Here is a 25,784-nt window from a genome sequence, read left to right on the forward strand (position 1 = left end):
AGTTTTTAGTTATAAAATATATAAATCGGCAACGAATAAAATCTTAATTATATTATACATCAATATTAATAGATATTAACATACTTAATGCATAAATACAAAGAAAATTTTGACAATAAAATTCTAGTTATCCTTATTTAGACAATAACCGATAAACGAACGGTTGTAATAATTAAATTGTCTTTCCCTAAGACCTCTCTAATCCTATTTATATGAACACCTATGAGACGTTCATTAAAGGTCTCTTCACTTTCCTATAAATATTTTATTATTTCTTGACGCAAAAATACTTCATTTGGAACCTGAAAAAAAAGTTGTAAAATTTTAAACTCAGTAGGACCTAGAGGAATATTCAGTCCGTCTTTGTATACTTTTTCAGTATTTAAATCAATATTTAGATTCTTAAATTTAATAATATTATCTTGTACAACTGACTTGAAACGTCTCAATAAGCTCTTTAAAGTACCTACTATTTGCTCAGATAAGAAGGGCTTATAAAAAAATAGCACGTTATCGTCTATTTCTGTTAGTTATTTATTGTTATTAAAGGATTTTCTTGTAATTCTGCACTAATAATCATGATAACAAGCAGCTGACTAAAAAAATAAGTTAATGCTTTTTCTAGAGTTGAAGCCCTAATTATATTAAATCCTGCTCTCTCTTATATCATTACTTAAAGAAATATTAACACTTTTTTATTTTTTTCTTCTATAATTAAAACTTCAGGTAATAGCTCATCAAACACTGAATTAATCTTCATTAATATTTAGTAAATAATTAAAAATTTTTGTAATAATTTTCTAATTTATTAGGGTTTATAGCAAACTTTTTATAAAAAGAAACAAAGAAATAATAATTTTTTAAAGATAATACTTGAATTTAATAGTTTTAGTTGCTATAAATAGCTTTATTTTAAAGTTTGTTTGTTGGAGATTCTTATATATCATGAGCTTTTATGAGTCAGTTTTTATTATACGTCAAGACGTATCATTAAACGATATAGATAAAATCGTTGATGATTTTGCTAAAATTATTAAAGATAATAATGGCACTATCATAAAAAAAGAATATTGGGGGTTAAGAACTTTAGCTTACAAAATCGGTAATAACAAAAAAGGACATTATTATTTTTTAGGTCTAGATATTACTGGTAATGTAAAAGAAGAGCTAGAAAGAAAAATGAAGCTTAACGAAAATATCATTAGATTTCTTACAATTCAAGCAGATTCAATTAGTAGTGAACCTTCACCGATATTAAAAAATCAAAGTACAGAGAATGCTCCGGTAATTGACGTAACGATTAATAATTAAATTTGTAAGAATTAAGGTTAAAGAATGTTAAAAAGTAATAATGCTAGTGAAACAGCTGCTCACAAGGTAGGAGATAAAACTGCTAAAAAAGTATTTTTCAGAAGACGTAAAGGATGCCCTCTTTCTGTGTCTAATGCACCTGTTATTGATTATAAAAACCCTGAGCTTTTAATAAAATTTGTCTCTGAAGGCGGTAGAATGTTACCAAGCAGGATCACAAATGTTTGTGCAAAGAAACAAAGAAAGCTAAATAATGCTATTAAAATTGCAAGAATTTTAGCGTTATTACCTTTTGTATTTCAAGCTAAATAAAGGCATAATACATGGAAATTATATTAATAAAACCCGTAAGAAAATTAGGTAAAATTGGCGACATACTCAAAGTAGCAGACGGGTTTGGTCGTAATTATCTTTTACCGCAAAAATTAGCTATTAGAGCTACTGAGCCTAATAAAGAGCTAATAGTTAAACAAAAACACGAATTTGAAGCAAAAGATAAGCAAATAAGAGAAGAAGTAGAAAAAATTAATGCTCTTATTAAAGATCAACAATTAGTTTTTATCCGTCAAACATCAAATGACGGTAAACTTTTCGGTTCGGTTACTAATAAAGAAATAGCCGATAAATTATCTGAAAATATATCTTATAATATTTCTCATTCAAATATTATTCTTGATAAACAAATTAAATCTACCGGAATTTATACAGTTGAAATAAGACTCCATGCAGAGCTTAATGCTATAGTTACGGTTATTGTTGCAAGATCAGAATCAGAAGCACAAGATTATTTACGCGAACAAAAGACTGAAACTTCAGAAGATTTAGCTGAGTCAGCATAAATTTTTTTTATCATCTAATTGTGTAGTTTTTTGTTACCATTGCAAAAGTAGAGCATTGTTGTATGGATTGAGAAACTTGCTCGATGTCATTCCCGCGTAGGCGGGCATCCAGCATAAAGCGAGATAAATCGAGCTTTTAATTTCAAGAATTTGCTGTATTTATACTTTTTTTCTGGATTCCTGCTTTCGCAGGAATGACATAAGAGCCATGCAACAACGTCCCGCCTACGCGGAAATGACATACTACTAAGTTTGACCACAATATCCAAACACTTTACAAACAATACTAACATTTTTCAACCATGCTATATGAAAAATTTGAGTATAATATCAATAATCTAATAGGTAATTTTGGCTTATCTAAAATGTCGATTGCAGTATCTGGTGGGAGCGATTCGGTAGCACTTCTTTATCTTGCTAATATTTGGGCAGAGAAAAATAATATAGAATTATTTGTTATATCGGTTGATCATAACTTACGGGAACAGTCGAAGCAAGAGACCCATTATATCCAAAATATCAGTAATAGTCTAAATCGCAAGCATTATAGTTTATCTTTTGACCATCAAAATAATTTTTCCAATTTACAAGAAAGAGCAAGAGAAGGACGCTATGATTTGATGACCAATCTATGTCTAGAACTCGATATATTAGTACTTTTAACTGCTCACCATGAAGATGATTACGTAGAAAATTTTTGTTTAAGATTAGAGCGTAATAGCGGTATATTTGGACTTAGTAGCAGTAATATCAATTGGTATAATAATATACACATAATTAGACCGCTATATAATATTCCAAAAAGTGAATTAGTAGAATATTTAGTCAGTCATAATATAAAATGGTTTGAAGATGAGTCAAATTCATCTGATAAATATAGACGAAATGTTATTAGGCAAAAATTAGCTAAAGGTGCAGATTATATTAGACATTTTTCCAAACCAGTTTATAGAGAGGAATTTAAAGGAGACACGGAACGCAGCACCGCAGCGTACACAAGCGTAGGTGAGGAGGCATTGTTGCGTGGACCGGTAAAACTCACTGTGTCATCCCGTGGCTTGACCACGGTAAAGACAATAAAAAGTACTAATAATTTTAGTATTTTTAACTGGATCCCGTGGTCAAGCCACGGGATGACAGAGGTAAAATTGATCCACGCAACAATGCCACGTGAGGATGCGAGTACCGGAACGGCGTCTAAATTATCTCTAGAAGCGAAGTGTGGAAAGATGTCTAAAGCCGCAATAATCTCACAACAACTTAAAACCAACAAACGTATAGAAAACGAGTTTAAGCCTGAATTAATATCGGCGATAGCTGAAGCGGTCAAGATTTTTGAATATGGCTTTGCTTTTCTTGATTTAGTTAAATTTGATAAGTTTTCAAATGAGGTGAAAGTACAAATAATTAATTTTTTACTGATAATAATTAGTGGACAATCTAGAGCAGCTCGTTTTTATTCGGTAGAACCTATTTTGAAATTAATTACTCAAGACGTAAACTTTAAGAATACACTTCATGGCTGTATAATTAAGCGCATACAAAACGAGTTACTTATATACAGGGAATTCGGCAAAAAATTGCCTGAGAGTAAAATATTACTAGATAAATCCGTTATTTGGGATAATAGATTTTGTATCACAAAAAATCAAGAAACTCCAAATTGTTTTGTAACTCATCTATCGTTAAAAGATTATAAAATAATAAAGAAACAATTAGATTTAGAACCTTTGAAAAATCTATCTTGCAAAAACCACAATGCAGTTTTATTGACCTTACCTATCATTAAAATACTTGAAAAAGTTATAGCAATACCACATATATCATATTATGATAACGACATGTGGAACTTTGAAGTATCTTTTTCTCCAAATTTTGTATCTCGTTTCACCCATTTTTGCTAACACCGGTATTTAAGAGGTTATCTGTAAATAAATTTTATAGTTAAAATTTATTTACAGACCTCTCTTATACCAATAAAAATTTTTATTAGGTTTTATATCGATGAATAATCAAGGTAGAAGTATTTTAGCTTGGGCAGCACTTTTTATTTTTGTAATATTACTTTTTAATGTGTTCCAATCTGACGGTTTACTTGGTGGAAGAAATAATATAACTTTCTCGGATTTTTTAACACGAGTTGATGAAAAGACCGTTAATTCGGTAAAAATTCAGGGTAGAGTAATTGAAGGCACTTCAAATGACGGCTCTACTTTTAATACTTATGCTCCTGATTATCCTGATTTAGTAAATCGTCTTACTAGCAATGACGTTAATATTGAAGTAGTGCCTCTTGAAACAAGAATGAATACCTTTTTAGGCTTTTTAATTTCTTGGTTTCCTATGCTTTTATTGATAGGTGTTTGGTTTTTTTTCATGCGTCAAATGCATGGAGGTGGGAAAGCCATGGGGTTTGGAAAATCTAAAGCTAGGTTGCTATCAGATAAAGGACCAAAAATTACCTTTAAAGATGTAGCAGGTATCGATGAAGCAAAAGAAGAATTAACTGAAATAGTAGATTTTTTAAGGGATCCAAGCAAGTTCCAAAAGCTTGGTGGTAAAATACCGAAAGGCTGCTTACTTATAGGTCCTCCCGGAACCGGTAAGACACTTCTTGCTAAAGCAATTGCAGGTGAGGCTAATGTTCCGTTTTTTAGCATATCCGGCTCTGATTTTGTTGAAATGTTTGTAGGTGTCGGTGCAAGCCGTGTGCGTGACATGTTTGAACAGGGTAAACGTAATGCTCCTTGTATTATCTTTATCGATGAAATTGATGCGGTAGGTCGCCATAGAGGTATCGGTATGGGTGGCGGCAATGATGAACGTGAGCAAACCTTAAACCAAATGTTAGTCGAAATGGATGGATTTGAAACAAACGAGGGAGTTGTGATCATTGCAGCTACAAACCGTCCTGACGTTCTTGATCGTGCATTACTGCGTCCCGGTAGGTTTGATCGTCAAATTGCCGTTGCAAACCCTGATATAAACGGTCGTGAGCAAATTCTAAAAGTACATTTAAAGAAAATTAAATATAATAGTACGGTACTAGCACGAATTATTGCTCGCGGTACCCCGGGCTTTTCCGGTGCTGAACTTGCTAACTTAGTTAATGAAGCTGCTCTTATTGCTGCAAGGCTTGGTAAGAAAGAAGTAGATATGCACGACATGGAAGAGGCAAAAGATAAGGTGCTGATGGGAGTTGCACGTCGCTCCATTGCAATGTCGGAGAAAGAAAAAAGGTTGACTGCATATCATGAAGGCGGACATGCATTAGTAGGACTTTATTGTCCTGCAGCATCACCTATTCATAAGGCTACGATTATACCGCGTGGTAATGCTCTTGGGATGGTGCAAAGACTTCCTGAAACTGATGAATATTCTCAGAATCGTGAACAGATGGAATCATCTATAGCAGTTTATATGGCAGGAAGAGTAGCGGAGGAAATTATTTTCGGTAGAAATAAAGTTACCTCAGGAGCTTCGTCGGATATAAAAGGTGCAACTAATATTGCCAGAGCGATGGTTACAAAAGCAGGTTTAAGTGATTTAATAGGACCGATATTTCACGGTTCAAGTGGTGACGATATGTATGGTAGACAACCTAATAATGAAACCTCGGAAGCTACTGCAGAGTTAATTGATGCTGAAGTTAAAAGAATTATTACGCAAGGATATGAATTTGCAAAAGATATTTTAACAAAACATATAGATCAACTTCATACCTTAGCAAATGCTTTAATTGAATATGAGACATTGTCCGGTCAGCAAATTAAAAATTTACTTAGTGGTAGAGTTTTAGATTCAGAAGAGGAGAATAAATTTCCTTTTAATGATTCATCTACTATAAAAATAGATAAAGAAAAATCACCTGAGAAAACAAAAATAACTAAAGCTAAAAAAGAAAATTACGCTTCCTAAGTTTAGTAGTATAATTTATGTATAAATTTATAGATTTATTTTGTGGTATCGGTGGTTTTAGAAAAGCCTTGGAAATAAAGGGTCTTGAATGTGTTTTTTCATAGACAAAGACGTACAAGAAGCATATAAAAGAAATTTCGGTGATAAGCCATACGGTGATATTACGGAAATATCAGAAACCAAAATCCCTAAACATGATATTTTATGTGCCGGTTTTCCTTGCCAATCTTTTAGTATTTCAGGTAAGAGGCTTGGTATAGGAGATGTAGACTTTTGTATGAAATAATCAGAATAGTACAATATCACAAACCCTATATATTATTGCTTGAGAATGTTAAAAATATTCTGAATATTAATAATGGCAGCGTAATTGAAACTAAAAAATTAGATGAGATTATAAAATATATATGACTCAATAAAAGAGCAGTTTAATGGATAATGGAATATACTCGATCAACTTCAAAATTGGCTAAGTCGTTCTACAAGTACTGCGGTACTCACGTATTAAGTATACGCTGCGTTCCTCGTCTTGTGAACTCCTGGCTCTTTTTGAAGTTGATCTTCGTATATGGATTGCTAACTATAAATATCGTCATTGTGAGTAGGCATTGTTGCGTGGACCAGTAAATGCTCTTGATGTCATTCCCGCAGAAGCGGGAATGACATCGGTATCCACGCTGGCAATACCTTGTGAGTAACTGTAAGTAGCATGGCAACCTAGAGACATTAATGTCATCCACGTAACAGGTATGAAAGATTGTGAATTAGCTAATTATTTTGTATAGTTCTAAAAATAAATTTTAAGAGAGTACTTAAAATGGCAGAGTTAAGGTTACCGCCAAATTCAGTAGTAAAAAAAGGTAGAGAGCATAAAGAACAAGGGGAAATGCTTAAACCTAGAAAGATAAAAATTTATAGGTATGATCCTAATCTTGATAAGAATCCTACTATCGATAGTTTTGAGATAGATTTAAGCAAAACCGGACCGATGGTTTTAGATGCTTTAATTAAAATCAAAAACGAAATCGATTCTACTTTAACTTTTAGGCGTTCTTGTCGGGAAGGAATTTGCGGTAGTTGTGCAATGAATATTGACGGTACAAATACTTTAGCATGCATAAAACCAATAGAAGATATATCAGGCGATATCAAAATCTATCCGCTTCCTCATATGAAAGTAGTGAAAGATTTAGTACCTGATATGTCGCATTTTTATGCACAATACGAATCTATAGAACCTTGGCTCAAAACCGATAGCCCTACCCCTTCAAACTCTGAAAGGTTACAGTCGATTAAAGACCGAGAAAAGCTTGACGGTTTATATGAGTGTATATTATGTGCTTGCTGTTCTACTTCTTGTCCTAGCTATTGGTGGAACGGTGATAAATATTTGGGTCCTGCGATTTTACTACAAGCATATAGATGGATTGCCGATTCAAGGGATGATAATACCGGTGAACGTCTTGAAGCTTTAGAAGACCCATTTAAGCTTTACCGTTGTCATACGATTATGAACTGTACTAAGACCTGCCCGAAAGGCTTAAATCCTGCTAAAGCTATCGGTAAAATAAAAAGTTTAATTGCAGAACGTCACGGTGTGTGATTCTTAATTAATTATTTTTAAAAATGATAAAATAATGAAAAAAGCAATTATTTTCTGTTGATTGTAATAATACCATGACACAAGGTGACATGAATTATTGTGTCGCTGCAGAATATAAGAAAGTTGATAAGAAATATACCAAGAAATATTAAAACAATATTTCAGACAAACGAGAACAAGTTAATTTACTTAAAAAATCCCCAAATTTATGGATTAAGTACCGAGATGCTGATTGTGAATTTCGAGGTTTTGGGGTTTATGGCGGTTCCGTATATCCAATGATACTGCTTATGTGTCTTACATCTTATAGGAAAAACCGAAGAGCGTATAAAAAAGAATTTGAAGCCATGCTGAAATGTGAAGAAGGGGACTTAAGTTGTCCATTTATAATCAAGACTCAGAACCTAGGTTTTTTTGTGGACATTTCTAGTTGATTTGCTATTTTGAGGTATTTTGTAACAAAAATTAATAAGATTTTTGCGGAATAGTTAGTCATATTTCAAAAAAATCTTATAATTTGCAGCAACAAATAGCCAAAATTAAATCTTTTTAGAAATGTCCACAAAACCTAAATTAATTCATAATTTGTAATACTTTAAATAATTCTCCCATTTGTTTCGGTGATATTAGTCTTTCTACCTGTCTTTCTATTATTTGTGCCTGCTCATACATCTTGCCAAACTCTACTTCTAGAGGTAATTTATACGTCGATCCGATACTCGCATCCTCACGTACTAAAGTGTACGCTGCGGTGCTGCGTTTCGTGTCTCCTTTAAATTCCTCTCTATAAGCGAATTTGGCAAGATGTCTATCATTAAGCTTGTCTTGCAATGTTTGTTTACGTAATAAGATTCCATTTTCTATTAAAAAATCTCGTTGCGATATTGTATCTATTACGTTTATTTTGCTGTTTTTAGCTACCGTCTTTAATGCATAAAAATCCACATGTGCCGATAAATCAGCTTCTCCAAGATTTTCAAGGGTGGGGCAATATTTATGGTTTTTAACCGCTTGTAATGTTTGATTATATTGATATCTAGTTCTACCATTCGGAGCTATATCATAGCCGTAATCTATTATTAAGCCACTGCCGCTTAGTCTTTTTAGATGCTGCGCTATAAATTTTATAATTTCTATCGATTTATAAGATTCTTCAAGTACTGCCCCGTCTTTTGCTTCAATATGAGTACACAGCAGATATTCTTGTAATTGCTTATTAACGCTTATTTTATCGTATTTAATTCTTTCGTCTACCGGCTGCACTACAAATATTCTTTCATACCATAATTCCTTGACTTTAATATATTGCTTTATCGGTATAGCATCAAAGAATTCGTTAGCTATTATTATAGTAGGTTTTTTTGGTATATCTTCTACAAATGATTGATGACTAATCGGTAAATTAATATCTTGTAAATTAGCCTTTTGATAAGCAATAAAATTTTTATTAATTTCTATTAGTTCAATTGATAAGGCTTTATAAAATTCCGGTACTAATTTTGCAGTACGTAGTAAATCACGCATTAATAGACCTCGACCAGGACCAAGCTCTACTAAACTAAGACTTTTTGGGCAGCCAATTCTTTGCCACTCTCTGATACACCATAAGCCGATAATTTCACCGAATAGCTGTGAAATTTCAGGAGCCGTAACAAAGTCACCTTCATTAGCTAATGATTTTACTTGCTTATAATAGGAAGTAGGATTTAAGTTTAATACCTCCTGCATGAGGACATCGCAAGTAATATAACCGTTTTGATCAATTAATTGTCTTATTTTGGATTCGATTGACATATTAAATAACTTCCTAAAAGTAACATAGGTACGGATAAAATTTGTCCCATAGTTAAGCTATCTAAAATAAACCCGATTTGTATGTCGGGTTCTCTAAATATTTCAATAGTGATTCGGAAAAGACCGTAAAATGTGAAAAATATTCCTGAGTTTAAACCGCACTTTTTAAGAGTTTTGTGCTTAAATGTTGCATGTGCTAAGATACTAAATAATACTAAACCTTCAAAAAAAGCTTCATATAATTGACTAGGATGTCTTGGCATCAAATCGCTATTCGGAAAAATCATACCAAAAGAAGCATTTGTAATACGTCCGTATAGTTCGCCGTTAATAAAATTAGCAATTCTACCTAAAAATAATCCGATAGGTACTACAGGGGCTATTATATCCGTGAAACTTAAAAAATTAATTTTATATTTTCGGCAAAACAAATAAGCAGCAATAATCCCCCCTAAAGCTCCGCCATGGAAAGACATCCCGCCTTCATAAGTTTTTAAGATATCTATTGGATTTGAAAAATATCTAGAAGGGTTATATAATAAAACAAACCCTAGTCTGCCTCCGACTATTATGCCTATAACGGCATAAGTAATGAAATCTTCTAGATTTTTTTTGGTAATTTGAGGCTTAAATTTTTCTATAATTTTATTTGCATAGAACCAGCCTAGCAAAATTCCTATTACATATGAAAGAGAATACCAAGAGATAGCAAGTGGACCTATAGAGAAAATAATTGGATTGATATTAGGAAATGTCATAGATAAATAAGTTATTTAATTCATTTAACGTCTGAGTTACGGAAAATTACGTAAGTAATTGACTAGGCAATTCAGTTTTTTATTATTTTTATGGGTTGCCGCAGCTGCTTCGTGGCTTTGCAATGACAGTATCTATATTTGCTTAGCAATACCAAATTCTTTTGAGTTAAAATTATTGATAAAAATAAAATTCTTAGTAATAATAAAAAAGATTTATATTTATAATAATAATGATAGGTAAAATATGCAATATTTAATGGATCTATATCATACCTCAAGTACTGAGTTAGTATTATTGTTTGTTATGTTAGTATCTCTTATACCGGTGATATTTCTAATTAAAAGATTAATTTTTATTCCGGTAAAAAATTATTTAACTAGACATCATTATGATGATTATGAAAGGATAAAAAAATATCCTATATTTCGTTATTTATTACATACTTTATTAGCACTTTACTTTGTATGTTGGGGAAAGATTTTTCATCCTACTTCTTTTAAAGCACATGTATTACTGGGAATCAAAGATACTATAGTAATCTTATATACTGGTATATCTGTGACGATGTTATTATTAACGCTTATAGATGCTTTTGCAGATCTGTATCACAATAGAATCAAAGCCGTTACAAAAAATGCACCGCTTAGCTTATATTTTCAAATATTAAAAATTATTGTCATAGTTATTGCAGCAATGGTAACTATTTCATATATATTAAATATTTCGCTTAGTACATTCTTAACAAGCTTAGGTGCAGCCGCAGCTCTTTTAACATTTGTTTTCAAAGATACCGTTTTAGGATTACTTGCAAGCTTGCAACTAACTACTCAAGAAATTATTAATATTGGAGACTGGGTACGTATAGGCGCAATTGAAGGAACAGTTGAAAAAATTACTATTTCCGTAGTAACAATTAGGAATTTTGACCAATCTATTTCCACAGTTCCTACTTACAGCATTTTAAATTCTAACGTAACTAATTATAGAGGAATTAGTGAATCAAGAGCAAGAAGGGTAAAGAGAGTATTTAATATTAATATGGCAACTATTAACTTCTGTGATGCTACTATTTTAAAAGCACTAAAAAAATCTCCTTATATATCAAAGGATGTAATAGATAAAATCACTCTTGATAAAGAAGAGAAAGATTTAACCAACATTAAACTATTCAAATTATATATTCAGGAATATCTAAAAAATAATCCAGCAGTTTATACCGAAGGGTTTACTTTTCTAGTAAGACAGCTTGAACCTACGATTAATGGGTTGCCTATAGAAATATATATCTTTGTTAAAGAAGTAAATTTAGTAGGTTATGAAAATATACAGGACAATATTTCTGAACATTTCATTTCTATACTTCCTGAATTTAAATTAAAAATATTTCAGAATGTAGGAGTGGTATAATATATCCGAAGTAAAATGAAAAGTAGTAAAAATAAAAAAATAAATTAAATTTGTATCCAAGATGGAAGTTGTCTTTCAGCTTGGATATTCACTACTTTTGAAAGCAAAGAAGTATATTATACTACTTGATTATTTGCTCTAAATGCTTTAAAACTTAAAGCTTTAAAAATATTAAAATTTAAGACCTAGGAATGAATAATAATATAATTAATTTAATAGCCGCTATTATACTGTCTTTAAGTATAATTTTCGGTTGGCAGTATTTTGTTGTAAAACCTGAACAAAAAAAACAGCAACAGCAAATAGCAGTGCAGAAAGCAGAAAATTTAAAGAAACAACAGTTAAAAGCTTTAGTCGAACCTGCAACTGGTATTGTTGTGCAAGAAGAAAGTCAAGTACAGCGTATTAAAATAGAATCTGAATCACTTACCGGTTCTGTTTCATTAAAAGGACTTAGATTTGATGATTTAATATTAAAGAAATATAAACAAGATTTATCTAAAAATAGTCCTGAAGTGAGATTATTTTCACCGGCTAATACAGAAAATGCATATTTTGCTGAAGTTGGTTTAGTTAGTAATTTATCTAGTGTAAAACTCCCTAACAACGATACTATATGGAATAGTGATAGTGAAATATTAAGCCCTGAAAAACCTGTGCATTTATTTTGGGTTAATGAAGACGGAGTTAAATTTTTAGTTACTATTACTGTCGATGAAAACTATTTATTTACTATAGAGCAAACCATCGTTAATAATAGTGATAAAGAACTTCCTGTGCAATCTTACGGTTTAATAAATCGTAAATATATTGCCGTAGAGAAAGCGGTGAATATATTACATCAAGGACCTATCGGGTGTATAGACGAGAATCTTAAAGAATATTCTTATGATGATATTAAAGATAAGAAAAGTGAAAAATTTGCAGCAAGTAAGGTTGACTGGATAGGAATTACCGATAAATATTGGTTATCTTCCTTGATTCCGGATAAATCAAGTAATTACAGCTCGAATTTTAATTATGCTCTTAAGCAAGGGACTGAAAGATATCAGGTAGATTTTATTTCACCGGTACAAATAATAAAGCCCGGCGAAAATTTTTCAATTAAAAGCAGAATTTTTGCTGGAGCAAAAAAAGTAGACTTGCTTGATAAATATGAAAAGCAATATGATATTAAATTATTTGATAGAGCTATTGATTTCGGCTGGTTCTATATAATTACCAAACCGGTTTTCTACGCCATGAATTTTTTCTATGGCTATGTCGGTAATTTCGGTGTTAGTATATTAATTGTTACGGTTATAATTAAGCTATTAATGTTTACTTTAGCCAATAAGTCTTATCGTTCGATGAAAAAAATGAAAAATTTACAGCCGGAAATCGATAGGATAAAAAATTTATACAGTGATGATAAAGCACGTTTAAATCAAGAAATTATGGCTTTATATAAAAAAGAAAAAGTAAATCCGGTAGCTGGTTGTTTACCTATACTTGTTCAAATTCCGGTATTTTTCTCCATTTATAAAGTATTGTATGTAACTATTGAAATGCGGCAAGCACCGTTTTATGGCTGGATTAAAGACTTATCTGCACCTGACCCTACTACTATTTTTAATTTATTCGGCTTATTACCGTTCTCGCCGCCGTCATTTTTAATGATTGGAGCATGGCCTATTTTAATGGCTATTACTATGTTCTTACAGCAAAAAATGAGTCCTGAACCTGCGGATCCGATGCAAGCTCAAGTAATGAAATTTATGCCGCTAATTTTTTTATTTATGTTTAGTAGTTTTCCTGTGGGACTTTTAATATATTGGTCTTGGAATAATATTCTATCCATCATTCAACAATATTATATTAATAAATTTAATTAATTAATGAGAATAGATAAAAATTTACCTAATTATCTAACTATTGCTCGAATAATGGTAATTCCAGTTATTATACTGGTATTTTATATAAATAATTCACTTGCACGTACACTTGGGGCATTATTATTTGTTTTAGCTAGTATTACGGATTTTTTTGACGGTTATATTGCAAGAAAATATAATTTAGTTACAAGTTTCGGCAAGATGTTTGACCCTATAGCAGATAAGCTACTTGTAGGTTGCGTTATTATCATGCTACTAAAAAAAGATAATGTAGATGAGATACCTTGCTTATTAATTTTAGCACGAGAATTTTTAGTTAGCGGTCTTCGGGAATTTTTAGCTCTAGTAAAGGTTAGTGTGCCTGTATCGAGACTTGCTAAGGTAAAAACGTTTTTACAAATGTTTGCTTTATCGATATTGATACTAGGCTCAAAAGGTTCAGGAATTATTTATTTAGATATAGTAGGGGAAATAATTTTATGGATTGCCGCTTTTTTAACAATCATTACAGGTTATTCTTATTTTAAAGCCTGTAAGAAATATTTTTAAATAGGAGAATTTTATGATACATGTAAAATATATAATTTTAGGGTTTATTATGGTGTCTAGTTTAAATCTTTACGCTGCTAACAATGATATAATTGCCAATAAGAAAGTTGTAAAGGTAGAAGTAAGTAATGAATATTTAAAAACATTAAATGAAGCTTCTACTCTTTTAATTAGTTGTGTAGATTTTAGATTAATAGACGAAACAGATAAATTAATGAAGCAATTAGGATTAGAAGATAATTTTGATAAAGTATCACTGCCCGGTGCATCGCTTGCTCTTATTAACGACAAATATACTTATTGGGGAAAAACAATAGAAGATACTATTGAGATTTTGCAAGAATTACATAACATAAAACAAATTGTTTTTCTTGATCATAGAGAATGTGGAGCTTATAAAATACTTATAGGTCAGGAACAGCTAAATACCAAGGAAAAAGAAACGGCAGCACATGCAGCAATTTTAAACAAGGCCCGTGATATAATAAAAGAAAAATTCCCCCAATTAAAAGTTTATACTTTTTTAATGGGTCTTGATGGTGTAGTAGAGCAGATTTATGAAATCTAGCTAAAAAGCGGAGTTGTTGTATGGATAGGTTTATCAGTCATTGCGAGGACATTGCGTAGCAATTGACGAAGCAATCTCAGGAGTTTGTTATTATTTCATGAGATTGCCGCCACAGCCTACGGCTGCTCGCAATGACGATTTTTGACTCGCACAATAACGGCTAAGAAAAGTAATTTATTTTGTATCTTTGCTCTTATTATCATTAGAATCAGCAGTATTATTCTTTTGGTCGTTTTCTACCGGTAGCTTAGAGATAGATAGTTTTTGTTTATATTTTTGTTGCTCTGCTAAAAAATTTTGAGCCTCTTTGGAAAGCCTGTTATATAGTTCACGTTTCTTCTTATTAATCTTGACTATTGCTACTCTATATTTTTGTATTTCCTCCCGTACTTCCGGTTTTATAGTACCGGCGTAAGCAGAAAAATCATCTATAATTTTTTGTGTTGTAACATCGTTAGTTTTTGCTGCATCTTTTTTTGAGCCGTCAGAAGTTGTACTATTGGCAAAGCAGCTTGTACTAAGGAAAATAGCTATTCCAAATATTATTTTTTTTATCATATAAACCTTAAGCCTTATTCTTGATAAGTAGACCATTTTTAAGTCTAATAGTCAATAGACTTCTTTTGGAACTCTACTTCTAAGGGTAATTTGTACGTCAATCCGGTACTCGCATCCTCACGTACTTTTTTATACGCTGCGGTGCTGCGTTCCGTGTTTCCTCCAAATGCCTCCCTATAAGCGAGTTCGAAAAGAAGTCTAATATATAATAGAAATTATATGTATTTTCTATTTGAATGTTATTGTTTGGTGAGTATAAATATACTAATAGTTGGGAAAAATATACAATATTATAATAATAACGCTCAAGAGTTTTATAGCAGAACAATCAATGCAGATTTGTCTGATAACTATAAAGCATTTACTAGCTATTTACCTGAACAGGCTCATATTTTAGATGCAGGTTGCGGAGTTGGTCGTGATACAAAATATTTTTTAAGTCAAAGATATCAAGTTACTGCTTTTGACGGTTCAACCGAAATGGTTAAATGAGCTACAAAAGCGACCGGAATAGATGTACTGCACTCCACTTTTCAAGATATCGATTTTAAGGAGTCGTTTGATGGTGTTTGGGCTCAAGCAACTCTCCTTTATGTACCTTATAATGAAACAATCAATGTGTAAAATTCATGCTGCATTAAAGCCGGAAGGCATTTTTTATGTTTCTTACGGATACGGTTCAGATATTATACAACGTGATGATCGCGATTTTTACAATATGCATGAAGATACAATAAAACCTTATTTTAACAGGCTTTTTGAAATAGTTAAAATATGGACGGAAAAGAGTAAGAGATTCTCTCCAAGTAAAGAGGCATTATGGTTAAATTTTATTGTTAAAAAAAGTAAAACAATATGATTAGATTAGTTTACTTATTTCTTGCTTTAATAATCAGTTTTAAAATATACGCAAAGGAATATAAATGCTTAACATATAATCGTTATGAAAAAGATAAGCATGTGATTCATGTCTTAACTATTGATCCTAAGAATTTTGGGTTAAAACTAGTTAAAGCTCATAATCAGGTGATAAGGCAGAGAAACAGTAAACGTTATGGCACACCGCACTAATGCAGCTGCTGCTATTAATGTCGGATTCTTTGAAATCGCTGGTAGTGATGACGGCAGACCAAGTCTTACTTTAATGATAGACAGCAAGCTATTTAGCCTTAGAAAACAACTACAAAGTTTGTTAATTATAGATCAGGGCAATATTCAAATTACCAAGGCTAGTGCAAAAATTTTAGTAGCAATAGGCGATAAATCTGTTATTCCAAATCAAGTTCATTATGTTTCAAACCTAAAAGATATTACTTTCTATAATGATGTTTGGGCGTCTACCACATTAACGTCGTATACTAACAAAGAAATTTTGATTGATCAGAATAGGTCTAATTTTATTGTTACGGCAATAAGTAAGCATGGTGATAATCAAATCCCATAGAAAGGCTTTATATTGTCCTTTCCACAAGCAACAAGTTTGCCGGTAGTAAATATAAATGATTCTGTAAAGTTAATTTTGGAATTTATCGATAAAGACGGTAAGCTTATAAATTTAAGTAACACTGCTTCAATAGTAACCGGTATTCCCTTATTGGTTCAAAACGGTAAAAATGTTGTAGATAATCCAAAGCAAGATGATCCGGCTCATGCTCGTACTGCCTTAGGAGTGTGTAATGACGGCACTATAGTTGTAGTCGAGCATATTTATAAGCAACATGTAAAAGACCTTAAGCTTGTGCAAGTAAGATCAATATTACGGAAAGAGAAAGAAATAAATGTTGATAAATTAATAATCCCTGAAGCTTTAAAAATTTTAGAAAAACACCTTGTTAATTATACTGTGATAGGATTAACTAAAACAGAACTTGCATATTATATGTTAACTTGGATATGAATCGGAAATCAATTTAGACGGTGGCGGTTCTTCTACATTATTCATGGGCGGAAAAATTATAAATAATGTAACAGGTGATGAAGATGAAGCTTTAGGCGAACATCGCGTGCGTCCCGTATCCGATTCAATAGTATTATACCAAATAATATAAAGTAAATTTTCGCGGGAATGACATACTCAAATTTTAGCTAGAATGATATTTGAGATTTAGAGAACTCTAAGATTTTATATTTTCCTGCTCCATTGCTTTTTTACGCATTTCTAAATATTCTTCTTTAGTCATTATTTTTTTTGGAGCTACATAATCTAAAAATACTTTTCCGTTTAGATGATCGATTTCATGCTGGATAACTCTTGCTAAAAATCCTTCTGCGATACCTTGAATTTGATTGCCATTTATATCATATGCGTGATAATGAATTTTCTTGAATCTTGCTACCGGTCCTGTAGCATTTTCAACAGAAAAGCATCCCTCGTAATCTTCATGTTTATCAATACCTATCGGTTTATATGAGGGATTAATCCAAATAGTTTTAGGCATTGTATCCTTAAGGTCAGGATGCCATTTTTTTAACTCTGCATCTTCATGTACTGCAAATATTATTATACATTTTGATATGCCTATTTGCGGTGCAGCAAGTCCTGCACAATTTTCTTCTTGATCATATTTCTTTTCTAAAATAGATATATCACGTAAATCTTCTGAAGATAACGGAAAGTTTAAAGTTTTTGCCTTTATTCTAATAGTTTTATCCTCTGAACTATTTAAGGTTTGAATGTTCAAAGTTACATATTGCGGTAATGAAATATTGTTTTCATTTTTCATATTACTTTTACAACCTGTTATAAAAATTATAGCAGTTAATAATAGAGCTGTTTTTAATTTGGACATATATTTTATTATAATAATTTATAAAAAGAAAATTATAGATAGAAACTAAAATCAAGTAAATAAATTGTCATATTTCTTTTACGCATCCTATAGTTAATAATTTTATTTAATTTCTTTTGAGAAAAATCCATAGGTTTGACTTTTCTAACATATGCTAGTATAATATTTATCTTCAAAATAAATAGAAAAATTTAATTTATGAATACTCCCAAAAATGACAATTATCTCTCGGAACTAAGCAAGGTAATTTGGCCTATAGAAAGATATGAAAATAAGAAGTTTCTTCCTATGGCGTTTATGATGTTCTGTATTTTATTAAACTACTCAACGCTTCGTTCAATTAAAGACGGGTTTGTAGTAACGGATATAGGAGCAGAAGCAATAAGTTTCTTAAAAACATATATAGTACTACCTTCTGCCGTAATCGCTATGGTAATTTATGTTAAGCTCTGCGATATTTTAAAGCAAGAAAACGTGTTTTATGTTATTACTTCATTTTTCTTAGGGTATTTTGCATTATTTGCTTTTGTTCTTTACCCTTACCCTGATTTAGTTCATCCTGATCCTGAAACCATAGAATCTTGGAGTGTAGTTTATCCTAATTTCAAATGGTTTATAAGAATAGTTGGGAAATGGAGTTTTGCATCTTTTTATACTATGGCAGAGCTTTGGGGAACAATGATGCTTAGTTTATTATTTTGGCAATTTGCTAACCAAATTACTAAAACCGATGAAGCTAAACGTTTTTACTCAATGTTTGGTTTACTTGCTAATTTAGCATTGCCTGTAACATCCGTAATTATTGGATATTGCTTGCATGAAAAAACTCAAATAGTTGCAGAACATCTAAAATTTGTGCCTTTATTTGTTATAATGATAACAAGTAGCTTTTTGGTAATATTAACATATAGATGGATGAATAAAAACGTTCTAACCGATCCTAGACTTTATGATCCGGCATTAGTAAAAGAAAAGAAAGCTAAAGCTAAAATGTCATTAATAGACAGTTTTAAAATGATCTTTACTTCTAAGTATGTAGGTTATATTGCATTGTTACTTATTGCTTACGGTGTTTCAGTAAATTTAGTTGAAGGTGTTTGGAAATCCAAAGTAAAAGAATTATATCCGACGAAAGAGGCTTACACTATATATATGGGGAAGTTCCAATTTTATCAGGGTTGGGTTGCAATTGCTTTCATGCTTATAGGTAGTAATATTTTAAGGAAAGTATCATGGCTAACTGCAGCTATGATAACTCCATTAATGATGTTAATTACCGGTGCAGCGTTTTTTGCATTTATCTTTTTTGATAGTGTTATTGCTATGCATTTAACAGGTATTCTTGCTTCAGGTCCTTTAGCACTTGCTGTTATGATCGGTATGATTCAAAATGTTTTAAGTAAAGGTGTAAAATATTCTTTATTTGATGCCACTAAAAACATGGCGTATATTCCGCTTGATAAGGATTTACGAGTAAAAGGGCAAGCTGCTGTTGAAGTTATCGGAGGAAGATTTGGTAAATCAGGTGGTGCTATTATTCAATCTACATTCTTTATTTTATTTCCTGCGTTTGGTTTTGTAGAGGCAACTCCTTATTTTGCTTCTATATTCTTTGTAATAGTAATATTATGGATATATGCCGTTAAAGGTTTAAATAAAGAGTATAAAGTTTTGGTAAATAAAACCGAAAGTAGAATTTGTTAAAATTTAATATTATAAAAAAAGCAAGTTTAAGAGTCTAGCAGTAAATAAATTTTCATTAATAATTAAAGAGCTTTTTTGCTACAAATTATAAGATTTTTGTTATTCATATTTCACAAAAATCTTATAATTTGTAGCAAAAAAGCTCTTTAATTATTAATGAAAATTTATTTACTGCTAGACTCTTAAACTTGCTTTTTTTATAGTCAGAGAGTTTATAATATGACAAATACAAGATCCAAAATTAAAACTCCAAGATCGCCATATGTAAAAAAATATAATAGTTGGCGAGTAAGGATTTTGTATTCTATTATTATAGGTTACGCAACTTTTTATTTTTGTCGTCAGAATTTTAATATAGCAACTCCTGCTATAAGAGAATATTTTGGGGTTACTAAAACACAAATTGGTTGGATATTAACTGCTTCATCTATTATGTATGGAGTTAGTAAAGCGTGTAACGGGTTTATTAGCGATAAAGTTAATGCTCGGATATTTATGGTTTTGGGTCTTTTATTTGTCGGGATCATTACTATGCTAATAGGTTTTTCAGATTCTTTATGGCTTATAGGAATTTTATGGATAGCCAGTAACTGGTTTCAATCTATGGGCTGGCCTCCTGCAACAAAGATGCTTACTCACTGGTTCGCTTCAAAAGAACTTGGAACTAAATGGGCTATGGGTGCAACTTCTAATCAAATAGGTGGTGCTCTTGCTATGATAAGCTGCGGTTATTTAATCGATAAATTTGATTGGAGAGCTGCCTTTTTTGTTCCAGGTGTAGTTGCTTGTGTAGTATCGCTTTTTTTATATAATAGGCTTCGTAATTCTCCAAAAGAAGTAGGTTTATCTACCGTAGAGGAATATAAAGAATATCCGCTTGAAGCTATAGGAGATTATGAGAAGCTATTAACTCCACAATTACTTAAAATGGTCTTTTGTAATAAGCTAATATGGTATGTTTGTTTAGCAAACATGTTTGTTTATATAATACGTTCCGGAGTAATTTATTGGGCTCCAACATTTTTAAAAGATTTACGTAATATAAGTCTTGCAAATGCAGGCTTACAAATCGGTTTATATGAAATGATAGGTATCCCAGGGGCATTAATAGCAGGTGTTTTATCTGATAAACTATTTCAAGGTCGTCGAGGTCCTGTTGCATCCATATGTATGGTATTGCTTAGCTTATTGTTAGTCTTGTTTTGGAAACTTCCTATTCCTATTCACAGTGAATTATTAAGTATAGTAATTCTTTCTTTAATAGGCTTTTTTGTTTCAGGACCTCAGCTCCTTGTAGGTATAGCAGCTGCTGATTTTAGTACCCGTCAGGCTGTCGGTACGGCTAATGGATTATCAGGGTTATTTGGTTATTTAGGAGCGGCTATTGCGGGAGTCGGCGTAGGATGGATTAGCGATAATTATGGTTGGAATGGGGTATTTATATTTTTCAGTATTTCTGCTCTTTTAGGAGGAGGATTATTTGCTTTAATATGGAATCGTTCAGCTAAAAAATACATTTAATAATTATAATAAATAGGTTACAAAATGACAATACAATATACTTTTTCAATGATTAAGCCTGATGCTATCAAAAGGAATAAAATAGGGCAAGTTAATACTTACTTAGAAAATGCCGGTTTAAAAATAGTGGCTCAGAAAATGAAATTTTTAACTAAATATGAAGCTGCATGTTTTTATGATGAGCATAGAGCAAGACCGTTTTTTAATAGCTTAGTTGAATATATTACTTCAGGAGCGGTAGTACTTCAAGTGCTTAAGGGGGAGGATGCTATAACTTTAAACCGCACCGTTATGGGTGCAACTAATCCTGCTGAAGCTGAAGCAGGCACTATTAGAAAAGATTTAGGCGAATCAATTGAGGCTAATAGTATTCATGGTTCAGATAGTGAAAATAGTGCGAAAAGAGAAATCGCATTTTTCTTTAATAAATCTGAAATTATAGAATAATTAATGCTAAAATATGACGTAATAGTTATAGGCGGTGGACATGCAGGCGTAGAAGCAGCCGCTGCTTCTGCACGTCTTGGAGTTCCTACTCTCTTAATTACGTTAAAACCGGAAAATTTAGGCGAAATGTCTTGCAATCCAGCAATCGGTGGCATTGCAAAAGGCACATTAGTTAAAGAAATCGATGCACTTGATGGGTTAATGGGTTATGTTATAGACCAAGCCGGTATACATTATAAAATGCTGAATGAGACTAGAGGACCAGCAGTTTGGGGACCTAGAGCTCAAGCTGATCGCAAGCTTTATAAAAAAGCAATGTATCAAATATTAACAAATTATCCTAATCTAGATATATTATATGGAAAAGTGGAAGATATAGAAATTAAATCTTCTAAAATTGAAGCGGTTATTTTAAATAACGGCAGCAAAATTCTTTGTCAAAAAATTATATTAACTACAGGTACTTTCCTATCAGGTCTTATTCATATTGGACAAAAAAAAATTCCTGCAGGTAGAGTAGATGAAGAGCCTTCGTATGGATTATCAAATACATTAAAACAAATAGGTTTTAAACTGGCTCGTTTAAAAACAGGTACACCGCCTCGTATTGATGGACGTACTATTGATTATAGTAAAACAATTTTACAACCCGGCGATAAAATTCCTCGTCCTTTTTCTGAATTAACAAATATTGTTAATGTTTCTCAGATAAATTGTTTTATCACAACAACAACCTCAGAAACTCATGATATTATACGTGAGAATCTTGATAAATCCGCAATGTATTCAGGGCAAATAGAAGGAATAGGACCGCGATATTGTCCTTCTATTGAAGATAAAATAGTCAGATTTAGTACAAAATCAGAACATCGTATATTTTTAGAACCTGAAGGGTTAGATGATTATACAATTTATCCAAACGGTATTTCTACTTCTTTGCCTGAAGATGTGCAACATAAATTAATCAAAACAATACCAGGATTAGAAAATGTAAAGGTTTTACGTCCAGGTTATGCTATAGAATATGATTATGTTGATCCACGTGAAATAAGTGTTACGCTAGAGACAAAAAAAATAGCTGGATTGTATTTGGCCGGGCAAATTAACGGTACTACAGGATATGAGGAAGCCGCAGGGCAAGGTATAATAGCCGGTATAAATGCTGCTTTAGCAGTAAAAGATCAAGCACCGTTTATGTTAACAAGAGCAAACAGTTATATTGGAGTAATGATTGACGATTTAACAACATTTGGTACTATAGAACCTTATCGTATGTTTACTTCTCGCTCAGAATATAGATTATCTTTAAGAGCAGATAACTCTGATTTACGTTTAACGGAATTAGGGATGAACATTGGAGTCGTATCAGAAAAACGTAAAAAAATATTCACAAAAAAATGTGAAGATATAGAAAAAATAAAATCATTATTAAATACCTTGTCTTTAACTACTAGTAAACTTGCTAAAATGGGTATACAGGTTGCACAGGATGGTACATATAAAACAGTATTAGACTTATTTAAAATACCTAATTTTAATGTTGAACAAGCTATTAAAATTTTTCCTATGCTTAAAGAAACACAAAATAATAACATTTTACAATTACTCTATATTGAAGCAAAATATGCTTCATATTTAACTAGACAACACGCAGATATTAATTTATTTCAAAGTGAAGAGGCGCAGTTCATACCTAAAAATCTTGACTATTTTAAAATACCAAGTATATCATTAGAGATACAGGAAAAACTTTCTTCCCATAAACCTACTACTATTGGTGTAGCACGTCGAATTCCAGGGATTACACCTGCAGCAATTACGGCTATTATAATTTATTTAAAAACTAAATATAGTGATGGAAGTTCCACGTGAAATAATTAAAAAGTTAGAAATTTTTCAAAAGTTAGTTAAAAAATGGAATAAATCAATCAATCTTGTATCGGATAATACTATACATAATTTTTGGCAACGTCATATATTAGACTCATTACAATTAATACAATATATTGATAATAAAGAAATACATTTAGTTGATATAGGAAGCGGTTCCGGTTTGCCTGGTATAGTATTATCTATAGCGGGGGTAGCGCAAGTAAGTTTAATAGAAGCTGATTTACGTAAATGTATATTTTTAGAAAAAGCATCAAAGATATCAAATAATAACATACAAATAATCAATCAAAGAATAGAAAAAGTAGAAATAGATTGTAGTATATTAACTTTTAGAGCTTTCTCTAACTTAAATACAATATTTAATTGCATAAAAAATATTTCAGTACGAGAAAAATTTTTGTTATTAAAAGGAAAAAATTATTTAACTGAAATAGTAGAAGCTAAAGAGAGATGGTTATTTGGTTATTTAATACATCAAAGTATTACTTGTGAAGAAGGGAAAATTCTAGAAGTTAGTAATTTAACAAAAATGATATGAAAGTAATTGCTATTGTTAATCAAAAAGGAGGGGTAGCTAAAACTACAACTACTGTAAATTTAGCTACAGCTTTTGCTGCTGTAAATAAAAAAATTTTAGTTATAGATCTTGATCCTCAAGGGAATAGTAGTACCGGTTTTGGAATTAGTCAGCAACAACGCAAAAATACTATATACCAAGTATTAACAAATTTAATAGAATTGCAAGATGCAATAATTTCTACAGATATACCAAATTTAGAAATAATTACTTCAAACACTAATCTATCTGCGGCTGAATTAGACTTAACAAAATTAAAGGACCGAGAATATATTTTAATGAAGCTATTGGCAGAAATAAAAATATTATATGATTATATAATTATTGATTGCCCTCCTTCATTAAATTTATTAACGGTAAACGCTTTAGTTGCAAGCGATGAAGTACTGATTCCAATGCAATGTGATTTTTATTCTTTAGAAGGATTAAGTCATTTGTTAAAAACAATTGAAATTGTAGAGAAAAAATTAAATCCTAAGATAAAGATTGCAGGTATATTATTTACAATGTATGATAAGCGTAATCGTTTAACTGAACAAGTAGAAGATGATGTTAGAAAATGCTTAGGAGAATTAGTATTTAAAACCGTTATTCCAAGAAATATTAAACTATCTGAAGCTCCTTCATATGGAAAACCGGCTATTATATATGATTATAAATGTTCGGGAGCAGTTGCATATATAGAACTTACAAAAGAAATCTTAGAAAGATATGGCGAAAAATAAAGGACTAGGAAGAGGATTATCTTCATTACTTGGAGAAGAAGTTATTTCTATAGAATCAGAAATAGTACAAATAATAAATATTGATAAAATAAGACCAAACGAGAATCAGCCTAGAAAAAACTTTGAATATGATAAAATAAAAGAATTAGCAGATTCTATATTGAATAATGGTTTATTACAGCCTATTATTATTGATAATAATTTCCAAATTATAGCAGGAGAGCGACGCTGGCGTGCATGTAAATTAGCAAAAGTTTTAGAGATACCGGTAATTATAAAAAATTTAGATGCTAGAGAGAGTATGGAAATAGCATTAATTGAGAACATACAAAGAACTGATTTAACAGTGATGGAAGAAGCTCGTGGCTTTAAATATTTAATAGAAAATTTTAATTATACGGTAGAAAAATTAGCTGAAAGGCTTGGTAAAAGTCGTAGTCATATAGCTAATTTATTAAGGCTTAATAATTTGCCGCAGTCTATTCAAGATAAAGTAAATGAAAATATACTAAGTATGGGTCAAGCTCGGTGTTTAATAAATCATGAACATGCAGAAGTAATAGCTGATTATATTATAAATAATGATTTAAATGTACGTCAAACAGAAGAACTAGTAAGACGATGGTATAAAAATGAGTATACAAAATCCCCGAACAATAATAACAAAATAGGAAAGCGTTTTTTAAAGGACAACGCTACGGATAATGATCTAGAATTATTAGTAAAAGCTTTATCAGAAAAATTTGGTATAAAAATAACAATAGAAAATTATCCATTAGGCGGAAAATTAATATTTCATTATAAAGATTTGGAAGAATTAGACTTGATATTGTTAAAATTAAATTAAAATGCATATGGAAAAATTATCAATAAGCTTGAACGAAAAATTATAAGTATAAAAGTATACACAATCCTCAAGCTGCTAAAATTAAAGTATATATACAGCAT

The 25,784-nt window shown here is 31.2% G+C and carries 28 protein-coding genes and 2 pseudogenes; 25 read left to right on the forward strand and 5 right to left on the reverse strand.

Translation table 11 applies throughout. From position 1 onward, the window contains the following. The first annotated feature begins 945 nt into the window (after positions 1-945). From rpsF to RPR_RS02485, 8 genes and pseudogenes are all read left to right on the forward strand, one after another. Entirely contained in the window at positions 946-1,311 is a 366-nt protein-coding gene (gene rpsF, locus RPR_RS02440; RefSeq protein ID WP_012150292.1) for a 30S ribosomal protein S6, read from the forward strand. 24 nt (positions 1,312-1,335) lie between these two features. Continuing rightward, positions 1,336-1,623, forward strand: coding sequence for a 30S ribosomal protein S18 (gene rpsR, locus RPR_RS02445; protein WP_012736576.1), 288 nt, complete (start codon positions 1,336-1,338; stop codon positions 1,621-1,623). 11 nt (positions 1,624-1,634) lie between these two features. Then, positions 1,635-2,150 (forward strand): 50S ribosomal protein L9, encoded by a 516-nt coding sequence (rplI, locus tag RPR_RS02450; RefSeq protein WP_004996862.1) that lies wholly within the window; start codon positions 1,635-1,637, stop codon positions 2,148-2,150. A gap of 302 nt (positions 2,151-2,452) precedes the next feature. Further along, on the forward strand, positions 2,453-4,054 hold the full coding sequence (gene tilS / locus RPR_RS02455) for a tRNA lysidine(34) synthetase TilS (RefSeq protein ID WP_012736577.1): 1,602 nt from the start codon (positions 2,453-2,455) through the stop codon (positions 4,052-4,054). A 100-nt stretch (positions 4,055-4,154) separates the two neighbouring features. After that, positions 4,155-6,068 carry an ATP-dependent zinc metalloprotease FtsH gene (gene ftsH / locus RPR_RS02460; protein ID WP_012736578.1) on the forward strand — a complete coding sequence of 638 codons (1,914 nt, stop codon included), beginning with the start codon at positions 4,155-4,157 and terminating at the stop codon, positions 6,066-6,068. A 17-nt stretch (positions 6,069-6,085) separates the two neighbouring features. Further along, a pseudogene (locus tag RPR_RS08950) lies at positions 6,086-6,479 on the forward strand (DNA cytosine methyltransferase). Positions 6,480-6,885: 406 nt separating this feature from the next. Further along, on the forward strand, positions 6,886-7,671 hold the full coding sequence (locus tag RPR_RS02480) for a succinate dehydrogenase iron-sulfur subunit (protein ID WP_012736579.1): 786 nt from the start codon (positions 6,886-6,888) through the stop codon (positions 7,669-7,671). Positions 7,672-7,883: 212 nt separating this feature from the next. Further along, positions 7,884-8,105, forward strand: coding sequence for a hypothetical protein (locus RPR_RS02485; protein WP_266105330.1), 222 nt, complete (start codon positions 7,884-7,886; stop codon positions 8,103-8,105). A gap of 139 nt (positions 8,106-8,244) precedes the next feature. Here RPR_RS02485 and RPR_RS02490 read toward each other — a convergent pair whose 3' ends face one another. Both RPR_RS02490 and lgt read right to left on the reverse strand, forming a co-directional pair. Next, the gene (locus tag RPR_RS02490) at positions 8,245-9,465 is read right to left on the reverse strand and encodes a class I SAM-dependent methyltransferase (RefSeq protein WP_012736580.1); all 1,221 of its coding nucleotides are present in this window, start codon (positions 9,463-9,465) and stop codon (positions 8,245-8,247) included. Next, entirely contained in the window at positions 9,444-10,223 is a 780-nt protein-coding gene (gene lgt / locus RPR_RS02495; RefSeq protein ID WP_012736581.1) for a prolipoprotein diacylglyceryl transferase, read from the reverse strand. Before lgt ends, RPR_RS02490 begins: the two co-directional genes overlap by 22 nt. Before the next feature lie 244 nt (positions 10,224-10,467). Here lgt and RPR_RS02505 point away from each other — a divergent pair, with 244 nt between their 5' ends. From RPR_RS02505 to RPR_RS02520, 4 genes are all read left to right on the forward strand, one after another. After that, entirely contained in the window at positions 10,468-11,631 is a 1,164-nt protein-coding gene (locus RPR_RS02505; RefSeq protein ID WP_012736582.1) for a mechanosensitive ion channel family protein, read from the forward strand. Positions 11,632-11,822: 191 nt separating this feature from the next. Further along, positions 11,823-13,505, forward strand: a complete 1,683-nt coding sequence (gene yidC, locus RPR_RS02510) for a membrane protein insertase YidC (protein WP_012736583.1) — start codon at positions 11,823-11,825, stop codon at positions 13,503-13,505. A 3-nt stretch (positions 13,506-13,508) separates the two neighbouring features. Then, entirely contained in the window at positions 13,509-14,054 is a 546-nt protein-coding gene (pgsA, locus tag RPR_RS02515) for a CDP-diacylglycerol--glycerol-3-phosphate 3-phosphatidyltransferase (protein ID WP_010976760.1), read from the forward strand. 13 nt (positions 14,055-14,067) lie between these two features. Beyond that, positions 14,068-14,622 (forward strand): carbonic anhydrase, encoded by a 555-nt coding sequence (locus tag RPR_RS02520; RefSeq protein ID WP_012736584.1) that lies wholly within the window; start codon positions 14,068-14,070, stop codon positions 14,620-14,622. Between the two features lie 174 nt (positions 14,623-14,796). Here RPR_RS02520 and RPR_RS02525 read toward each other — a convergent pair whose 3' ends face one another. Next, complete coding sequence (locus RPR_RS02525; protein ID WP_012736585.1) at positions 14,797-15,180, reverse strand: hypothetical protein; 384 nt, start codon at positions 15,178-15,180, stop codon at positions 14,797-14,799. A gap of 50 nt (positions 15,181-15,230) precedes the next feature. Next, a pseudogene (locus tag RPR_RS08020) lies at positions 15,231-15,380 on the reverse strand (palindromic element RPE1 domain-containing protein); the annotation flags it as partial. A gap of 19 nt (positions 15,381-15,399) precedes the next feature. Between RPR_RS08020 and RPR_RS02530 the strand changes: the two are divergent. The 6 genes from RPR_RS02530 (at position 15,400) to RPR_RS09455 (ending at position 17,228) form a co-directional block, all read left to right on the forward strand. Then, positions 15,400-15,672, forward strand: a complete 273-nt coding sequence (locus tag RPR_RS02530; RefSeq protein WP_085065632.1) for a class I SAM-dependent methyltransferase — start codon at positions 15,400-15,402, stop codon at positions 15,670-15,672. 124 nt (positions 15,673-15,796) lie between these two features. Further along, positions 15,797-16,039 carry a hypothetical protein gene (locus RPR_RS08955; protein ID WP_228368883.1) on the forward strand — a complete coding sequence of 81 codons (243 nt, stop codon included), beginning with the start codon at positions 15,797-15,799 and terminating at the stop codon, positions 16,037-16,039. Then, positions 16,036-16,251 (forward strand): hypothetical protein, encoded by a 216-nt coding sequence (locus RPR_RS02540; RefSeq protein ID WP_085065633.1) that lies wholly within the window; start codon positions 16,036-16,038, stop codon positions 16,249-16,251. The genes RPR_RS08955 and RPR_RS02540 overlap by 4 nt, the downstream gene beginning before the upstream one ends. Continuing rightward, positions 16,235-16,624: a hypothetical protein gene (locus RPR_RS02545; protein ID WP_228368884.1), complete on the forward strand. Its 390-nt coding sequence runs from the start codon at positions 16,235-16,237 to the stop codon at positions 16,622-16,624. The genes RPR_RS02540 and RPR_RS02545 overlap by 17 nt, the downstream gene beginning before the upstream one ends. Positions 16,625-16,636: 12 nt before the next feature. Then, positions 16,637-17,077 carry a phosphodiester glycosidase family protein gene (locus tag RPR_RS02550; protein ID WP_266105324.1) on the forward strand — a complete coding sequence of 147 codons (441 nt, stop codon included), beginning with the start codon at positions 16,637-16,639 and terminating at the stop codon, positions 17,075-17,077. 43 nt (positions 17,078-17,120) lie between these two features. Next, positions 17,121-17,228 (forward strand): hypothetical protein, encoded by a 108-nt coding sequence (locus RPR_RS09455; protein WP_014419687.1) that lies wholly within the window; start codon positions 17,121-17,123, stop codon positions 17,226-17,228. A gap of 66 nt (positions 17,229-17,294) precedes the next feature. On the opposite strand, the gene RPR_RS02560 is transcribed toward RPR_RS09455, so the two are convergent. Next, entirely contained in the window at positions 17,295-17,969 is a 675-nt protein-coding gene (locus RPR_RS02560) for a peptide deformylase (RefSeq protein WP_010976764.1), read from the reverse strand. 198 nt (positions 17,970-18,167) lie between these two features. Between RPR_RS02560 and tlc1 the strand changes: the two genes are divergently transcribed. The 7 genes from tlc1 to RPR_RS02595 all read left to right on the forward strand — a co-directional run bounded on the left by tlc1 (position 18,168) and on the right by RPR_RS02595 (position 25,683). After that, positions 18,168-19,673: an ATP/ADP exchange transporter Tlc1 gene (gene tlc1 / locus RPR_RS02565; RefSeq protein WP_012736586.1), complete on the forward strand. Its 1,506-nt coding sequence runs from the start codon at positions 18,168-18,170 to the stop codon at positions 19,671-19,673. A 219-nt stretch (positions 19,674-19,892) separates the two neighbouring features. Then, positions 19,893-21,194 carry an MFS transporter gene (locus RPR_RS02570; protein ID WP_012736587.1) on the forward strand — a complete coding sequence of 434 codons (1,302 nt, stop codon included), beginning with the start codon at positions 19,893-19,895 and terminating at the stop codon, positions 21,192-21,194. A gap of 24 nt (positions 21,195-21,218) precedes the next feature. Beyond that, positions 21,219-21,641: a nucleoside-diphosphate kinase gene (gene ndk / locus RPR_RS02575; protein ID WP_012736588.1), complete on the forward strand. Its 423-nt coding sequence runs from the start codon at positions 21,219-21,221 to the stop codon at positions 21,639-21,641. A 3-nt stretch (positions 21,642-21,644) separates the two neighbouring features. Beyond that, positions 21,645-23,513: a tRNA uridine-5-carboxymethylaminomethyl(34) synthesis enzyme MnmG gene (gene mnmG, locus RPR_RS02580; protein WP_012736589.1), complete on the forward strand. Its 1,869-nt coding sequence runs from the start codon at positions 21,645-21,647 to the stop codon at positions 23,511-23,513. Next, positions 23,494-24,072, forward strand: coding sequence for a 16S rRNA (guanine(527)-N(7))-methyltransferase RsmG (gene rsmG, locus RPR_RS02585; RefSeq protein WP_085065635.1), 579 nt, complete (start codon positions 23,494-23,496; stop codon positions 24,070-24,072). The genes mnmG and rsmG overlap by 20 nt, the downstream gene beginning before the upstream one ends. Further along, complete coding sequence (locus tag RPR_RS02590) at positions 24,069-24,836, forward strand: ParA family protein (RefSeq protein WP_010976770.1); 768 nt, start codon at positions 24,069-24,071, stop codon at positions 24,834-24,836. Before rsmG ends, RPR_RS02590 begins: the two co-directional genes overlap by 4 nt. Beyond that, positions 24,823-25,683 (forward strand): ParB/RepB/Spo0J family partition protein, encoded by an 861-nt coding sequence (locus RPR_RS02595; protein ID WP_012736591.1) that lies wholly within the window; start codon positions 24,823-24,825, stop codon positions 25,681-25,683. Before RPR_RS02590 ends, RPR_RS02595 begins: the two co-directional genes overlap by 14 nt. The last annotated feature ends 101 nt before the right edge of the window (positions 25,684-25,784 follow it).

It is taken from the genome of Rickettsia peacockii str. Rustic, assembly GCF_000021525.1.
Classification (GTDB): domain Bacteria; phylum Pseudomonadota; class Alphaproteobacteria; order Rickettsiales; family Rickettsiaceae; genus Rickettsia; species Rickettsia rickettsii.

Excerpts from the sequence above, each read along its gene's own strand:
- rpsF (WP_012150292.1), top strand. The coding sequence starts at position 946 with ATGAGCTTTTATGAGTCAGTTTTTATTATACGTCAAGACGTATCATTA.
- rpsR (WP_012736576.1), top strand. The coding sequence starts at position 1,336 with ATGTTAAAAAGTAATAATGCTAGTGAAACAGCTGCTCACAAGGTAGGA.
- rplI (WP_004996862.1), top strand. The coding sequence starts at position 1,635 with ATGGAAATTATATTAATAAAACCCGTAAGAAAATTAGGTAAAATTGGC.
- tilS (WP_012736577.1), top strand. The coding sequence starts at position 2,453 with ATGCTATATGAAAAATTTGAGTATAATATCAATAATCTAATAGGTAAT.
- ftsH (WP_012736578.1), top strand. The coding sequence starts at position 4,155 with ATGAATAATCAAGGTAGAAGTATTTTAGCTTGGGCAGCACTTTTTATT.
- RPR_RS02480 (WP_012736579.1), top strand. The coding sequence starts at position 6,886 with ATGGCAGAGTTAAGGTTACCGCCAAATTCAGTAGTAAAAAAAGGTAGA.
- RPR_RS02490 (WP_012736580.1), bottom strand. The coding sequence starts at position 9,465 with ATGTCAATCGAATCCAAAATAAGACAATTAATTGATCAAAACGGTTAT.
- lgt (WP_012736581.1), bottom strand. The coding sequence starts at position 10,223 with ATGACATTTCCTAATATCAATCCAATTATTTTCTCTATAGGTCCACTT.
- RPR_RS02505 (WP_012736582.1), top strand. The coding sequence starts at position 10,468 with ATGCAATATTTAATGGATCTATATCATACCTCAAGTACTGAGTTAGTA.
- yidC (WP_012736583.1), top strand. The coding sequence starts at position 11,823 with ATGAATAATAATATAATTAATTTAATAGCCGCTATTATACTGTCTTTA.
- pgsA (WP_010976760.1), top strand. The coding sequence starts at position 13,509 with ATGAGAATAGATAAAAATTTACCTAATTATCTAACTATTGCTCGAATA.
- RPR_RS02520 (WP_012736584.1), top strand. The coding sequence starts at position 14,068 with ATGATACATGTAAAATATATAATTTTAGGGTTTATTATGGTGTCTAGT.
- RPR_RS02525 (WP_012736585.1), bottom strand. The coding sequence starts at position 15,180 with ATGATAAAAAAAATAATATTTGGAATAGCTATTTTCCTTAGTACAAGC.
- RPR_RS02530 (WP_085065632.1), top strand. The coding sequence starts at position 15,400 with ATGTATTTTCTATTTGAATGTTATTGTTTGGTGAGTATAAATATACTA.
- RPR_RS08955 (WP_228368883.1), top strand. The coding sequence starts at position 15,797 with ATGTGTAAAATTCATGCTGCATTAAAGCCGGAAGGCATTTTTTATGTT.
- RPR_RS02540 (WP_085065633.1), top strand. The coding sequence starts at position 16,036 with ATGATTAGATTAGTTTACTTATTTCTTGCTTTAATAATCAGTTTTAAA.
- RPR_RS02545 (WP_228368884.1), top strand. The coding sequence starts at position 16,235 with ATGGCACACCGCACTAATGCAGCTGCTGCTATTAATGTCGGATTCTTT.
- RPR_RS09455 (WP_014419687.1), top strand. The coding sequence starts at position 17,121 with ATGGGCGGAAAAATTATAAATAATGTAACAGGTGATGAAGATGAAGCT.
- RPR_RS02560 (WP_010976764.1), bottom strand. The coding sequence starts at position 17,969 with ATGTCCAAATTAAAAACAGCTCTATTATTAACTGCTATAATTTTTATA.
- tlc1 (WP_012736586.1), top strand. The coding sequence starts at position 18,168 with ATGAATACTCCCAAAAATGACAATTATCTCTCGGAACTAAGCAAGGTA.
- RPR_RS02570 (WP_012736587.1), top strand. The coding sequence starts at position 19,893 with ATGACAAATACAAGATCCAAAATTAAAACTCCAAGATCGCCATATGTA.
- ndk (WP_012736588.1), top strand. The coding sequence starts at position 21,219 with ATGACAATACAATATACTTTTTCAATGATTAAGCCTGATGCTATCAAA.
- mnmG (WP_012736589.1), top strand. The coding sequence starts at position 21,645 with ATGCTAAAATATGACGTAATAGTTATAGGCGGTGGACATGCAGGCGTA.
- RPR_RS02590 (WP_010976770.1), top strand. The coding sequence starts at position 24,069 with ATGAAAGTAATTGCTATTGTTAATCAAAAAGGAGGGGTAGCTAAAACT.
- RPR_RS02595 (WP_012736591.1), top strand. The coding sequence starts at position 24,823 with ATGGCGAAAAATAAAGGACTAGGAAGAGGATTATCTTCATTACTTGGA.